Here is a 13566-nt window from a genome sequence, read left to right as displayed (position 1 = left end):
TTTTATTAAAAGTATGAACTTAAGAAAACATAATCAACAACAAGGAGCTGCTTTAGTTTTAGCTATTGTAATAGCTGTTGTGTTATTCTTGATGGCGTTTATGCTTTTTGCCTTGTCAAGCTCATCATTAAAATTAGTTCAAGGTCAAAGGAATCTTTTAGATAATAAAGTTTCGACTCATCAAATGTTTAGAAATGCTATTGTTAATAATTCATTCGAATATACGCAAAATATAGTACCAGGCATAAATTCTGGGAGCTCTAGTTTTGCTAATGGGACATATAATTTTGAAATTAGAAATAATCATATAGATGATAGTTCTAATCAGCGTTTTAACTCATTTATAGTACCAGAAAGTGGCTATACTATGAGAACTATTGATTATTACCTAACACTAGCAGCGGATAATAGCCAAAAGAGCATAAATATAAGAGTCCCAAGTAATACTCAAAGAAGTAGAGATACTTCAGTAAATAAGTCGACTATAACCTTAAATATTCCAGCAGTTAACAGAGGAGCACTTTCTGCGACACAGTTAGATAACGGTAGTTTTACACAAGCAGGAGTAGGGCAAGTAGGTAGTTTAACTATAGATAATAATAACCATATTCTTACTTTTACTAATGTTGATGGCACATCTTCTAGTTCTCTTAGTTTACCAAATGATTTTGATGCTGGAGATTTTGCTTTATCACAAGGTTGGGCTTTAGAGAATGGAGCTTGGCGTTTATCTATAGGGGTATATAGTACATCTGGTTTGCAATCATGCATAATACAAGCACCACTAGAAAGTGTTTTGGCGGATATCTCTGCTTTAGAATGTGTAAGCTTTGTAAGAAATAGTGATGATGATATTGATGGAATTAGATATCCAAATCCTGTTAACTTTCCGATATGTGTTGAAGGCGAAAGTTATTCTCAAGGTGATATATGCTCAGAAGATGGTATATTGTTTGAAGCAAATGCAGCAGCAACTGGCCTACCTTTTACAAATAATACAAATTGGCGAATATACTATCCTAATAGTCAGTGGATATCTCCATATACCCAGGGGGGAATATATGATATAGGTGATTTAGTGGTATATGATGGAATTGTGTTTAGAGTTACTCAAAATGAAGAGACTCAGGATCCTTATGATGGTGGTTCTTGGGAAGTAGGAAGCGGTATATATGAATTTAATGAAAATATTGATAAATATCCTGCAGGTAGTGTTGTTTTATACCAGGAAAATTTTTATCGTAAGAGAAATAATTCATCAAAAAAAGAGCCTACTAGGACTCAGCATTGGGATAATCTAGGTCCTACCTTAGAGCAAGAAGAAATTGATCAGCTTTCTTCAGAGTTACAAGCGATATTAAGCGCGGGAATGTCAGCACTAGATTTGACTCCGGCACAGATAATTTTCCCATATAGGAATCAAGACCCTACTCAAGAGTATCTAAATTGTCAAGGAGAGTATCCTCCTATAGATACAAGTGTCTTTAAACAGTGTATTGATGGTGAGGTCTATAATACTGGCGATATTTGCTATGAGAATAATCTGCTATTTGAAGCTCAGTGGTGGATTAGTCAATCTCCGTTTAATATTTCAAATAATAGCGAAGCATGGTTAGTATCTATACCTGATTCAGCCATAACAGGTTTAGATTGGGTTGTACCATATAGTAACAATGTCTCGTATAATACTGGTACAAAAGTTATTTTTGATGGTAGACGGTTTGTAACAACAAGAGTAACTAGTAAAACTAATAGTCCATATGACAATAATGAAAAAGATGCTTGGAAAATAGATGGTATTTATGAATGGAGTAATCAGATCAGATACTTAGAGAATGATATTGTAATTAGAGAAGGTAACTTTTATATAAATCGCCAAAATGGTCAGTATGGTAATGATCCTCTTGATGTTAATAATCCTGACTGGGATGAGTGGGAGAACTTAGGACCAACATATAATGGTCAGACTGTAGAGGAGGCTTTAAACTCATGTGGGCCAAAAAGAATTGCAACTAATACAGTTATAGAGTTTGATTTGGCTGATAATATGTCTGTATATACTGGCAGCTATATAACAACAAACATGCTGGATCTGCCTAATGATTTTAAACTATATGGTGATAGTAATCCAACTTCTGTTCATTATGAGTTATCTGGAAGTTTATTTGATCAAATATCATCAATTTCAGTTACTGATGATCAAGGTTGGAGGTCAATAGCTAACCCTCCTTCACAGGGGGATACATTAGTCCGTAATTGGGATGATAATAATATTCCTATGCTTTTTGATACAAGTGGTCTTTCTCGGGGAAGGTATGATCTTAACGTAACGTTAGAGTATACTATTGATGGCCAAAAGTATGAAGGTTCAAAGTCATATACAGTTAGAGTAAGAAGGAATGGTAGATTACGATTATAGAACTTATTATGTTTACTATTTAAGCACTTGGGTATTTATAACTAATCTTCAACTAAATTCTTTTCATTAGCTGTTTTTTTACAGAAAGCGACATAGCGTTTATCAGTTACTATTAAATAAAATATAGCAGCTATAACTCCTTCGAAAGTGTAGTTATTAAAAGGAGATACTATACATACAAATATTATAAATGGAGCAATCAGTATAAATAGGTTTTTAAAACCAACTCTTCGATATTCAAATGCTCCAAAGATAGTCATAAGCACTACTAATATAATACTTAGATGAATATTTGTTGCAACTTCTACTGTATTTAAAAGTAAAGCTAGTAATACAAAGACAACCAATCCAAATATTCGCAGTTTTGGTGCAATTGCTCCCATACTCACAGGAGCAGCCATATAGCCGATTATATTAAACCCTGTAACTATAAGCATTAAAGCTGCCCAGTTATCAGAAAACATTAGAAAAACTGTACATATCAGGAAGTTAGCAATTAGAGATCTTCTTGAGATATTAACCTTTTTGTTAATTTTAGCAAAGTATCTTGGCATTTGACCTTCAGCAGACATTGCATATAGCATTCTAGAAGAAGCTCCAAGGTAGCTGTATCCAGTTGCAGATGGACTAACAATACTATCAATAACTAATAAGAAAGCTATATACCCTAGTCCTATAAGTGTTGCTAGCTGTAATAATGGAGACTCAAAATCTAGTCCAGCCCAACCACCTTTTGAAATTAGATAATCATGTGGAACTGCTTGCATAAATGCATACTGTAACCCCATATATAATATTAAAACTAGTGAAAGTGATAATATGATTGCTAATGGTACATTTCGAGAAGGGTTCTTAATCTCACTACTATAAGCTACAACAATCTGAAAGCCATTAAATGTATATATCAATCCACCAGCTACAATAGCAGTTAAAGCATTATTAATTGAGAAATTGTTATTTGGTATTTCTGATGACATTAAACTATGATGATCTGCACTATGTGTGAATGCGTATATAAGAAAAATTATTACTATGATAGCAGGCACAAACATCTTAAATACTGTTATACCATTATTAACACTTGCAAGTAGCTTTACACCATAAAAGTTAATTAGAAGATAAAGTACTAATATAAATAAAGATAGCATCATACCATACATTGAAATAATGCCGCCATGCATCAACCAACCAAAACCATTTATACCAGCAAGATACTGAGTTGTTGCTTGAGCTTCAGTTGAGATCATTACAACAATTCCAAACCAGTTTGCAAAAGCAAAGGGCATCGCAAAAACACTGTTGTGAGATAGGGCACTAGATCTAGTAGTTGCGCCTCGAACAGGATAAATAGAAACTACTTTAGCCAAGCATAGACCAACCATCATAACTACAATAGCGGCCAAGATCCATGCTAAAAAAGCCCAATTACCAGCACTCTTTGCTGTGAGTTGAGCACTAAATAGCCAGCCGGAACCAACCATAGAGGTTACACCTATTAAAATAGCACTAAAAAGTGACATTTTTTTAGCAGTATTAATTTCCATAAATATCCCTATATTTAAAACAATATAATTAGAATATACACACAGATTGATACCTTTGGCAATAAAATACTTGATTGAAGTATATAAAAAAATTAATCCAGATTTGAGATAAATGGAGTCATATTTTAAATGATATTGTTGCTATTTCTATCTTTGAGGCTATTAAAGGAGATATTTTATACTGAATAAAAAAGTAGTGTTAATGGAGAGAATTCTAAAGCTTCTTTAAATGGGTTGTTAATTTTTTTTAAATATTTTTTCATCATCTTGTAGTGAATTTTATTTATTTTCTCTAGTGGTTTGAGAGATCCATTTAAAGATTGTTTCTTATACAGATTTAGCCATTGAGATGTTATATGCTTAAAATCCTCATCAGACATATTAGGAGATACTTTATCATCAAAAGATATTTGATTGTAGAAGTGTTTAGGCATACAGAAAATATGTCTAACTATCTCATTATTAGCATTTAGTTGTTTTATAGCATCTTCATCAATCTCTGTGAAATTATTTAGATATTTAGCTTTTAGTATCTCAACTCCTAAAAAGTTTTTTGCAATATGATCTATAAAACTTCTTTCTGTAGCACTACTATTATCAATTGAGTGGCTAATATCATCGACAAGATGCTTATAAAGTAAATCATTATCAAATACTTCAGTTAGCTTTTTTAGTTGAGGAGATGATATAGCTTTAGAATTTTTAAGGTTATTTAGCTCTTTTAGCCACCAGTTCATCTTTTCATTAGCTACTTCAATATTATTGTATAATTCGGTACAAGAAATAATTTGAGATTTTATTTGGTCAAGGAGATAAAGGGTTTCTTTTCTTTTATCATCAAGTTTACGATAGCTGAAATACATTACAGAACCATAAGGAGGTAGCATTTCATTTGGATAGTGAAAATAATTGTATTGCATATTTAGACCTTCTTAAATGCGATAATATAGTTAATATCTGCACCTTTGCCAAGCTTGAAGTTATTTAAAAGGGGATTGTAATGAACACCTGTGATTTCTAATGCTTCAAAACCATATTTCTCCGCCGTCTTTATAAGTTCATAAGGCTTGATAAATTTACTATATTGGTGAGTCCCTTGAGGAACCATTTTCAAGATATGTTCAGCAGCAACGATTGATAGCAAGTATGATTTAAGGTTTCTATTTAGAGTAGAGGCAAAAAATATACCATCTTTTTTAATAATTTTAGCTACTGAGGCGATTATGCTTTCTGGATCTGGGACATGTTCAAGCATTTCCATACATGTTACAACATCAAATCCAACGCTATTATTGTCAGCAAAATCCTCAATAGTCGAATTTATATAGTTAATATTTAAAGCACTTGCTTTGGAATGCTCTTTAGCAACATTAATAGCTTCTAAAGAAGCATCTAGACCATAAACATTGTTATCTTTGGTAACTAGTGACTCTGTAAGTATTCCACCACCACAGCCAATATCAATAATATTTTTATTATCTAAGTTTGTGAATTTTTTAACAAACTCAAGTCTCAATGGATTTACTTGATGTAGAGTTTTTAGCTCGCCATTTGCATTCCACCATGTTTTTGCTAGTGATGAGAATTTGTTGACTTCATTATTATCTATATTTACTTTGTTCATTTTATTATTAGAAGATTTCAATCTTATTTAGTAAATAATATCAAAGATGTATGCTTAAAAAAAATTTATTAGAGTTTTATAGGGGAATTCACTATAATTGCCTTTAAGTGGACTTTTAATTTAAATAAAAAAAGAGAAAAATTTAATGAAGTTTAAAGCCAACCCTATTGTATGGTTATCGATATTTAGTATAACGTTAAGTAGTTGCTCTAGCCTTAAGACCTCCACTAAAAAGAGGGATCCTTTTGAAAATTATAATAGAAAAATATATGCTTTTAATGATGCTGCGTATGATACTTTAACACCAGCAGCAAATGCCTATGATAAAGTAGTCCCAAATACATTAAAAACTGGTATTTTTAACATATTCAATAACTTAGCTGAGCCGGCTAGAGTTGTTAATGATATGTTTCAGGGTGAGTGGGATTATGCAGGTGATGATGGTGGCAGGTTATTTTGATGTTGCAGATAGTTGGTTTAAAAAGCCTATGCGCTATCATCAAAGTTTTGCAGTTACATTACATAAATGGGGAGCATATGATGAGGGTGAAGCATCTCCGTATGTGGTATGGCCTCTTATAGGTCCTGGAACACTAGAAGATGTAAGTATGGGTGTGGACGCACTATTTAACCCTTTGACATATATATTTTTCTTTGCCCCTGTTGGTGCTGCTGTTTCTTGGGGAGTTAGTGCTGGTGTAACAGGTGCGTACTATGTTAACCAAGGTGTATCATACCTACCTGCATACTCAAATTTAAAAGAAGTATCTATTGATCCATATATTGCTATGAGGAATGCTTACTTACAAAATTATGATTATGGTATGGCTCGAGTACTGAAACAAGATTTACGCAAAGATGATGCAACTTTACAAACAGATCAAGCAGTACTAGGTGTTCTTGGTTTAGATAGTGATAATGTAGCCTCTCAGGTAGCTTCAACAACTGGAGCCTCAGATAAAAAATCTCAGCGTCCGGTGTTGTTTAAGAGTAGTATCGATACAGTTAATAAAGCTACGCAAGTTCAAGAAGAATTTGACCAAGCATACTCTAAAGATAGTACAGTAATTGATTTGGCTAATGTGGATAAAGATGATACAACTCAAAGCCAAACAAGTAAGCTAAATACTCAAATAAGGGATGCTAAAGCAGCTTTGCCTGGCGATGCGGATTCTTTATCATCGTCTGTACAGACTTTAGAAGAGCAAAGTTAATATAATAGCTAATATATTTAGTTAGTAAATTAAAACAATATCATTTTATTCAAAATATAGTTATTAAGACTAAGTGGTTATTTTCTAAATTAGAATCTTAAGAAGTTTTAAAGATATGGAACTTATTTATTTTAATAAGTAGAATGAAATATTATAAATAATGATGTTTCTAACTTAAAATGCTTTATAGAAGATTAATAGTGGCGGTAATTAGTTTAGGGTTGGCTATGTTAGCTATAGGAAATATTAGTCAGAAACAAAGATCTAGTATTAATGGAGAGAAAAAATCTAGCGAGAGCATAATATCTAATATAGGTGAGAATGTTGATGGTAAGTGGGTTGGTAAAAACTCTAGTATAGGTGAGGAGGTTGATGGTAAATTGTCTAGTACAATCCCTCTCCTAGGTGAAAATATTGATGGTAAATGGGTTGGTAAAAACTCTAGTATAGGTGAGGAAGTTGATGGGAAGCTGTCGACTGGATATGTCTAAATATTAATAATATTACTGATTTGATAGAGCGTGAAAGGAAGTCTATAGATTTTAAATCTCATTTTTAGCAATGGTTTTCATTGCTATTGCATGAAGTTCGCCAGAAAGGATATATTCGTTTATTTTAGAATAAACTAGCTGCTGTCTTTTTACTTTACTTTTTATATCATTGAAATCATCAGCTATTATGGTTGCCGAAAAGTGTACATTATCGTCACTTTGGATATCTGCAGTACAGTTTTTTAGTGAATTTTCTAAAATATCTTTTAATTGTTCTTTTGTCATTTTTCTCTCTCTTAAAGTTAACTGATAAATTGCTCTAAAATATCTTTAGCTCCGTGTACTTTTGCTAGTGATAATATTTTTGGATCAACATTTTTTAGTTTTAATTCAATCGAATTATTTTGAGCATATTTGATATACTCAATTATTAATGCAAGTCCGCTGCTGTCTGTTTTTTTACAACCTTTAAAATCAATTATCCATGCATTAGATATGCTTTTAAGACTTTTATTAAAATTTTTGTATATCAAGGCAACAGTCTTTAGGGTTAATTCACTATCAATAGTCCAGGTGTGGTTATTTATTTGTATCATTTTAGGTTTTGTAAGTTATAGTTTTTATCTAGTAATTTTGGATAGTTCTTTTTCTTGATTCGAGTAGTAACTTTTTCAGCAGCTTTTGTCATTTCTGCAATATTGGCATAAGGTTCAAATTGTTGCTGATATGTTCTTAGTATGCTTACACCAGCTACATCAAAGTCATAGATATGCCATTTGCCATTTTTTTGGAACATTTTAATGGCAAAGTCAGAACTTTGGTTATTATCTATGTTTGTTATTTTACCATTTACTACAACGATAGGTTTCTTTTGCCAGTTATTATCATCTTTATTAAACGGGAATAGAGTTATTCTATATTTACCTGCATAGGCAACATTTTTAGCATACATGAAAGTAAGCATTTCAGTTGCAGATTTGATAAATTGTTTTTGTTCTTCAGGAGTAGCTTTTTTCCACTTAGCAGTTCCAACTACGAGTTGAGCAATTACTTTAGGTGCAACTATTGGGATAATCTCATTATCAACTAGACGTAGTAGCTTATACGGGTCTTTTTTATATTCGCCAGCATTTTTGATAAGATTGTTCTGTGTTTTTACAATTGTATTATTAAGCATATTTACAGGGTTTTGTATTGCCCAGGCACTAGATATGCTCAAAATTAGTAAAAATAGTAATACTGAAGTTTTACGAATCATTTGAAAATCTCAAAAGTTAATTAATATGTATTGAGCTAAATTTTAATATAAAAAAGCTAAATTTGAAAGAAACAAGGCTTGTTATTTGCTATTAGAATCACTATTTTTGCCGGCAACAAATGTATTTATTAGTGAGCCTAAGTCAATTGCTGATTGTGTGTTTTCTAAGGCAATAACACTTCCTTGGTGTAAGTATTTATCTTTTTCAGATGAGCTAGAGTCATCATTTAGCCCAGCAATTGACATGATATCTTCTTTTGGAGGACTAAGCGAAATATAGTTATCACCTAAAATTCCGGACATTGATATCGCAGCAGAGTAGTTTGCGGGAATCTTCTGATTTGCATTTATTGACATACTAACTACAGCCATAAATCCATTATAGGTCTTTTCTAAAGAAATATTTGTAACTCTACCAATTTCAACACCAGCTATTTTAACTGATGCATTAGTGTGTAATGAGCCAATATTTTTAAATTGAGCTTCTACTGTGAATTTTTCTTCACTAAGCGATTTTAGAGATGTATCACTAACTTTGAATGTTAGAAAGAGTAGGCATAAAACTCCTATTATTATAAATATTCCTACAGAGACTTCAAAATATTTGTTTCTCATTAAACTCCTCCAAACATAATCGATGTTAAAATAAGATCTGCACCTAAGATACTCATGCAGCAGTAGACAACAGTCTTTGTTGTGGCTTTAGCAATGCCATTAGAATCGGCAGTGCAATAATATCCCTGATATAAAGCAATCCATGCTGTTATAAAAGCAAATACGATACTTTTAATTACTCCATTAGATATATCAGATAACACAACTGATGACTGTATATTGCTCCAAAATCCTCCATAGCTTATACCAAGGCCAGCCTCAGCTAGGACAAATCCAGCTAGTATAGCAACTGTACAAAAAATTAGTGATAAAATCGGGCCACTAATCATGCATGCCCAAAATCTGGTAGATAGGATAAAGCTTATAGGGTTAACGTTCATTACTTTTAGACTATTTATTTGGTCAGTAGCTTTCATTAAGCCTATCTCAGAGGTGATTGAGCTACATGCCCGCCCTGCAAACAACATAGCAGTTACAACAGGGCCAAGCTCTCTAAGTACGCTAAGCGCTACCATAACACCTAGTAGAGAGTGAGCTCCAAATTTAGCTAATGTATAATATCCTTGAAGACTTAATACTAAGCCAATAAATATTCCCGATGTTACTATGATTATTATTGAGTCAACACCAACATATTTAATCTGTGTTATACAGTCTCTTATACTAAATTTGTTAATTACAATATTTATTATTAATAGAATTGATTTTAAGGCGTCATGGATTAGAGAGATAGTTAGTTTATAAATCTTACTAAAAATAGACATTATTAATTCCTTAAAATTTCTTTTTCAAAAAAAGTTTTATCAAGATTTTTTTGATCTTCATTATGATCATCTAGAGGCTTACCAGCTAAGAAATTTATAATTCTTTTGTTAGAGCTATTTTTTATATTTTCTGGAGAATCACTTGCGATAACTTTTTTATTGCCAACAATAATTACATGATCAGAAATTTTTAAGGACTCTTGAATATCATGAGAAACTATAATAGAAGTCATATTCAGTGATTCATTTAATGTAGAGATTAGTTCTAAAAGTTTATTAAATGAAGCAGGATCTTGACCAGTAAAAGGCTCATCATACATCATAATATCTGGATCCATGGCTATAGATCTAGCTAAAGCAACTCTACGAGCCATTCCACCAGAGAGTTCACTTGGCATCATATCTACAGTATGGACTAGTCCAACAGCTTGTAGTTTTAGTAATACAATATTTCTAATTAGTTTTTCATTAAGCCTAGTATTTTTTCTTAAAGGAAATGCTATATTTTCATACACATTTAAATGTGTAAAAAGAGCCCCTGATTGGAAAAGAAACCCCATCTTGCGACGTAGTTTTTCAAGCTCTTTTTCTCTAGTATTTCTTTTTATGATAGCAGTATTTATACTTATCGAGCCAATATCTGGCTTTATTAAGCCTGCTATTAATTGAAGAACAGTGGTTTTGCCTGCACCAGAGGGACCAAGGATAGTCGTTATCTTATTTGAAGGGATAGTGAAGGAAATATCATCATAAATACAACGATCATCTCTATAAAAAGAGACATTATTAAAGCTGATATCACTCATGATGATCGAAATTAATTAAAAGGTATATTAACTTCTATAGTTGAGTTTTTGCTACTATCTTCAACTTTTAGATCAATATCTCTGATATTCTCTTCAGATAGGGCAATATATTTTTTCACAACTTCAATGATTTCATCTTTAAGCTCAGCTAGCAAATGACTGCTTATTCTAGAAGATTTAGGTTGTAGTTCACTCCTTTGATGAGCGACTATTATCTGTAACCTTTCTTTTGCTAATGAAGCACTCTTTTGTTTTTTTTCTAATCCAAAAAGTTTAGCAAACATAATTAAGATTTACCTATTAATTTTTTAAAGAAACTTGTTTTTTGTTCTGTATGTCTCATTGGTATATCTTTACCAAGTATTCTATCTACAGAGTCGTAAAATGCTTTAGATGCTATAGTATCCTCTAAATGAGTTATAGGGTGCCCACTGTTAGATGCTTCTAAGATATCTCTAGATTCAGGGATTATACCAACTATAGGAGTATATAAGATTTCACTTACATCTTCAGCTTTAAGCATAGCTCCAGCTTTAGCTCTGCTAGAATCATATCTATTAAGTATCAGATGCACTTCTTTAAACTCGCCTTCTTTTTGAGCTTTAAGAGTCTTACTAGAAAGCATTCCTAATATCCTATCAGAATCTCTTACAGATGATACCTCTGGGTTTGTAACTATAATTGCTGCATCAGCACATCTCATAGCCATTAAAGAACCTTTTTCTATACCAGCAGGTGAGTCACATAAAATAATATCAAAAGAGTTTTTAAGTTCTTTTATGATTCTGTCAACACCATCTTCCGTTAGAGCATCTTTATCTCTAGTCTGAGAAGCAGGTATTATATATAGATTATCGACTCTTTTATCTTTTATAATCGCTTGATTAATAGTTGCTTCTTCTTTAACAACATTTATTAAGTCATAAACAACTCTTCTTTCGCAGCCCATTATAAGATCTAGATTTCTTAAACCTACATCAAAGTCAATAACTACAGTCTTAAGGCCTCTTTTAGCAAAAGCATATGCAATAGCAGCACTTGATGTAGTTTTACCAACACCACCTTTACCTGAAGTAACTACAAATACTTTGCCTTGTTTCTTTTCACTCATTATTTAAGCCTCTTAGTATTTTAAAAACCTTCAATATGTATTTTATCATCTTGTAGATAAACTATATACCCATCAGTATCTTTATCATCAACAATTGTTTCATTATTTAGGGTAACGTACTTCCCTGCAATTGAAACTAGTTCTGCTTTAAGATCTTTGCAGATTATCCTAGCATTTTTATTTCCTGAGCTTCCAGCGATAACTCTACCACCTATTCTGCCATATACTATAACACTTCCATCTGCGATAACTTCAGCACCATTATTAACGTTTGCTGTTATTATTACATCGCAATCTCTAGCATTGATAGACTGGCCTGTACGAACATGTGTGGTGATTATCTTAGCTGATGTATGGGGCTCTTCATTACTCAAAGCTTCTTTGTTAGATCTACCATTTTTAAGGATGTTATAGCCAGCTTTTGCTAGTTGAGACTTTAACTCTTTATTAGTAACAACAAAACCTACGGGAATCATTCCATTAGTTTTAAAAGCTTCAATGACGTCCTCCAAGAAGCTTATTGTGCACTTTTCATCTTTATCTATATCTCTAACATCTATAGCAAAGGGGGTGTTATGGAAAAAAGATTCAGATTGAGAAACTTTAGAGTTTAATAAACTTTCAATCTGAGTGAACTCAGTAACATTAATATTAATGGCACTGATTGTATAGTTACCACCTTTAAAATGAAAAGCTTGCTTCATGCGTAAGGCCTTAAATTAGAAATTATCAATTATTTTATTTTAGCTTCTTTGTACATTACGTGTTTACGAACTACTGGATCAAACTTTTTGATTTCCATTTTGTTTGGCATTTCTCTTTTATTTTTAGTAGTTGTATAAAAATGTCCTGTCTTAGCAGAAGAAACTAATCTTATTTTTTCTCTCATTTTCTTTTCCTTTTTAGAAACTTATTAAATTTTGTGGCCTTGAGATCTAAGATCTTCAAGAACAGTATCAATACCTTTTTTATCGATAATTCTCATACCTTTAGAGCTAACTTTTAATTTTACGTATCTGTTCTCACTTTCTACCCAAAATCTATGAGTGTGAAGATTAGGTAAAAATCTTCTTCTAGTTTTATTTTGAGCATGTGACACATTATTACCAGTAGCAGGTCTTTTACCTGTAACTATACAAACTTTAGACATTAGAAACCCTCCCTGGGCATTAATTTAACTATTATTAATACAATATCTCGGTAATTCTAGTGTTTTTTTTATAAAAAGTAAACTGAAAAATCGGTTAAATTTTACTGATACTTAAATATAGTTTTGTTTATATTTTAAGATGGAGTACCTCCTGCTTGAGATGATTGTTCAATATTTCTATCAAAAGCAAAGTTGTCTCCGGAGTCTATTAACTGACTGTAGCTAGGATTGAAGTTTTTTACGGGAGGAGTAGGGTCATTATCGATTTTTATACTTGAACCACTAGATAGTTTGTTTTTTTGACTGTGTGTTTGAGTGGTTTGTGATCTGTTTGCTACTGTGTTAGATGAAGATAGCTGGTCACTAGGTGCTTGCTTAGTTAATATATATTTTTTTGTAACTGTCTGTTGTGGTGTAGTATTTTGCAATGTGGTAGATGATTTGTTTTTATTATTAGCTTGTGTTTGATTGCTTGATACGTTATCGTAGCTGTTTTGAGCACTTTGAGCACTTTGAGCACTTTGAGCACTTTGAGCACTTTGAGCACTTTGAGCACTTTGAGCACTTTGA

General features: G+C 32.1%; 17 protein-coding genes and 1 pseudogene. 3 read left to right on the top strand and 15 right to left on the bottom strand.

What is annotated here, in order from left to right; all coding sequences use genetic code 11:
* Positions 1–13 precede the first annotated feature (13 nt).
* Positions 14–2419 (top strand): hypothetical protein, encoded by a 2406-nt coding sequence (locus AB8E56_RS01105; RefSeq protein WP_329477078.1) that lies wholly within the window; start codon positions 14–16, stop codon positions 2417–2419.
* 41 nt (positions 2420–2460) lie between these two features.
* Here AB8E56_RS01105 and AB8E56_RS01100 read toward each other — a convergent pair whose 3' ends face one another.
* The 3 genes from AB8E56_RS01100 to ubiG form a co-directional block, all read right to left on the bottom strand.
* Positions 2461–3963, bottom strand: a complete 1503-nt coding sequence (locus tag AB8E56_RS01100) for an APC family permease (RefSeq protein ID WP_329477076.1) — start codon at positions 3961–3963, stop codon at positions 2461–2463.
* Positions 3964–4139: 176 nt separating this feature from the next.
* Positions 4140–4883, bottom strand: coding sequence for a hypothetical protein (locus AB8E56_RS01095; RefSeq protein WP_329477074.1), 744 nt, complete (start codon positions 4881–4883; stop codon positions 4140–4142).
* 2 nt (positions 4884–4885) lie between these two features.
* Positions 4886–5587, bottom strand: a complete 702-nt coding sequence (gene ubiG / locus AB8E56_RS01090) for a bifunctional 2-polyprenyl-6-hydroxyphenol methylase/3-demethylubiquinol 3-O-methyltransferase UbiG (RefSeq protein ID WP_329477072.1) — start codon at positions 5585–5587, stop codon at positions 4886–4888.
* Positions 5588–5732: 145 nt separating this feature from the next.
* Here ubiG and AB8E56_RS01085 point away from each other — a divergent pair.
* Together AB8E56_RS01085 and AB8E56_RS01080 are read left to right on the top strand one after the other, a co-directional pair.
* A pseudogene (locus AB8E56_RS01085) lies at positions 5733–6801 on the top strand (VacJ family lipoprotein).
* Between the two features lie 200 nt (positions 6802–7001).
* Entirely contained in the window at positions 7002–7292 is a 291-nt protein-coding gene (locus AB8E56_RS01080) for a hypothetical protein (protein WP_329477070.1), read from the top strand.
* 51 nt (positions 7293–7343) lie between these two features.
* On the opposite strand, the gene AB8E56_RS01075 is transcribed toward AB8E56_RS01080, so the two are convergent.
* From AB8E56_RS01075 to AB8E56_RS01020, 12 genes are all read right to left on the bottom strand, one after another.
* Positions 7344–7577, bottom strand: coding sequence for a BolA/IbaG family iron-sulfur metabolism protein (locus AB8E56_RS01075; protein WP_329477068.1), 234 nt, complete (start codon positions 7575–7577; stop codon positions 7344–7346).
* A 17-nt stretch (positions 7578–7594) separates the two neighbouring features.
* Entirely contained in the window at positions 7595–7888 is a 294-nt protein-coding gene (locus AB8E56_RS01070) for an STAS domain-containing protein (protein ID WP_329477066.1), read from the bottom strand.
* Positions 7885–8550 (bottom strand): ABC transporter substrate-binding protein, encoded by a 666-nt coding sequence (locus AB8E56_RS01065; RefSeq protein ID WP_329477064.1) that lies wholly within the window; start codon positions 8548–8550, stop codon positions 7885–7887. The genes AB8E56_RS01070 and AB8E56_RS01065 overlap by 4 nt, the downstream gene beginning before the upstream one ends.
* Before the next feature lie 81 nt (positions 8551–8631).
* Positions 8632–9165, bottom strand: a complete 534-nt coding sequence (gene mlaD, locus AB8E56_RS01060; protein ID WP_329477062.1) for an outer membrane lipid asymmetry maintenance protein MlaD — start codon at positions 9163–9165, stop codon at positions 8632–8634.
* Positions 9165–9929: an MlaE family lipid ABC transporter permease subunit gene (locus AB8E56_RS01055; protein WP_329477060.1), complete on the bottom strand. Its 765-nt coding sequence runs from the start codon at positions 9927–9929 to the stop codon at positions 9165–9167. The genes mlaD and AB8E56_RS01055 overlap by 1 nt, the downstream gene beginning before the upstream one ends.
* Positions 9930–9931: 2 nt before the next feature.
* Positions 9932–10735 carry an ATP-binding cassette domain-containing protein gene (locus AB8E56_RS01050; protein WP_329477058.1) on the bottom strand — a complete coding sequence of 268 codons (804 nt, stop codon included), beginning with the start codon at positions 10733–10735 and terminating at the stop codon, positions 9932–9934.
* Between the two features lie 11 nt (positions 10736–10746).
* Positions 10747–11019 (bottom strand): cell division topological specificity factor MinE, encoded by a 273-nt coding sequence (gene minE / locus AB8E56_RS01045; protein WP_150466760.1) that lies wholly within the window; start codon positions 11017–11019, stop codon positions 10747–10749.
* Positions 11020–11021: 2 nt separating this feature from the next.
* The gene (gene minD, locus AB8E56_RS01040; protein WP_329477055.1) at positions 11022–11846 is read right to left on the bottom strand and encodes a septum site-determining protein MinD; all 825 of its coding nucleotides are present in this window, start codon (positions 11844–11846) and stop codon (positions 11022–11024) included.
* Positions 11847–11866: 20 nt separating this feature from the next.
* Positions 11867–12550, bottom strand: coding sequence for a septum site-determining protein MinC (minC, locus tag AB8E56_RS01035; RefSeq protein ID WP_329477053.1), 684 nt, complete (start codon positions 12548–12550; stop codon positions 11867–11869).
* Between the two features lie 29 nt (positions 12551–12579).
* Positions 12580–12735, bottom strand: coding sequence for a 50S ribosomal protein L33 (rpmG, locus tag AB8E56_RS01030; RefSeq protein ID WP_004286519.1), 156 nt, complete (start codon positions 12733–12735; stop codon positions 12580–12582).
* Between the two features lie 24 nt (positions 12736–12759).
* A complete protein-coding gene (gene rpmB / locus AB8E56_RS01025) occupies positions 12760–12996 on the bottom strand; it encodes a 50S ribosomal protein L28 (protein ID WP_072711370.1) in 237 nt (78 codons plus the stop codon).
* A gap of 134 nt (positions 12997–13130) precedes the next feature.
* Positions 13131–13566 (bottom strand): hypothetical protein (locus AB8E56_RS01020; protein WP_329477039.1); only part of this gene is annotated, 436 nt, incomplete at its 5' end.

Origin of the sequence: Francisella sp. 19X1-34 (genome assembly GCF_041102755.1) — a bacterium.
Taxonomy (GTDB): Bacteria; Pseudomonadota; Gammaproteobacteria; order Francisellales; family Francisellaceae; genus Francisella.
Note: the sequence above shows the minus strand (reverse complement) of the source record. Positions and strands in the feature narration are given on the sequence as shown.

Excerpts from the sequence above, each read along its gene's own strand:
- AB8E56_RS01105 (WP_329477078.1), top strand. The coding sequence starts at position 14 with ATGAACTTAAGAAAACATAATCAACAACAAGGAGCTGCTTTAGTTTTA.
- AB8E56_RS01100 (WP_329477076.1), bottom strand. The coding sequence starts at position 3,963 with ATGGAAATTAATACTGCTAAAAAAATGTCACTTTTTAGTGCTATTTTA.
- AB8E56_RS01095 (WP_329477074.1), bottom strand. The coding sequence starts at position 4,883 with ATGCAATACAATTATTTTCACTATCCAAATGAAATGCTACCTCCTTAT.
- ubiG (WP_329477072.1), bottom strand. The coding sequence starts at position 5,587 with ATGAACAAAGTAAATATAGATAATAATGAAGTCAACAAATTCTCATCA.
- AB8E56_RS01075 (WP_329477068.1), bottom strand. The coding sequence starts at position 7,577 with ATGACAAAAGAACAATTAAAAGATATTTTAGAAAATTCACTAAAAAAC.
- AB8E56_RS01070 (WP_329477066.1), bottom strand. The coding sequence starts at position 7,888 with ATGATACAAATAAATAACCACACCTGGACTATTGATAGTGAATTAACC.
- AB8E56_RS01065 (WP_329477064.1), bottom strand. The coding sequence starts at position 8,550 with ATGATTCGTAAAACTTCAGTATTACTATTTTTACTAATTTTGAGCATA.
- mlaD (WP_329477062.1), bottom strand. The coding sequence starts at position 9,165 with ATGAGAAACAAATATTTTGAAGTCTCTGTAGGAATATTTATAATAATA.
- AB8E56_RS01055 (WP_329477060.1), bottom strand. The coding sequence starts at position 9,929 with ATGTCTATTTTTAGTAAGATTTATAAACTAACTATCTCTCTAATCCAT.
- AB8E56_RS01050 (WP_329477058.1), bottom strand. The coding sequence starts at position 10,735 with ATGAGTGATATCAGCTTTAATAATGTCTCTTTTTATAGAGATGATCGT.
- minE (WP_150466760.1), bottom strand. The coding sequence starts at position 11,019 with ATGTTTGCTAAACTTTTTGGATTAGAAAAAAAACAAAAGAGTGCTTCA.
- minD (WP_329477055.1), bottom strand. The coding sequence starts at position 11,846 with ATGAGTGAAAAGAAACAAGGCAAAGTATTTGTAGTTACTTCAGGTAAA.
- minC (WP_329477053.1), bottom strand. The coding sequence starts at position 12,550 with ATGAAGCAAGCTTTTCATTTTAAAGGTGGTAACTATACAATCAGTGCC.
- rpmG (WP_004286519.1), bottom strand. The coding sequence starts at position 12,735 with ATGAGAGAAAAAATAAGATTAGTTTCTTCTGCTAAGACAGGACATTTT.
- rpmB (WP_072711370.1), bottom strand. The coding sequence starts at position 12,996 with ATGTCTAAAGTTTGTATAGTTACAGGTAAAAGACCTGCTACTGGTAAT.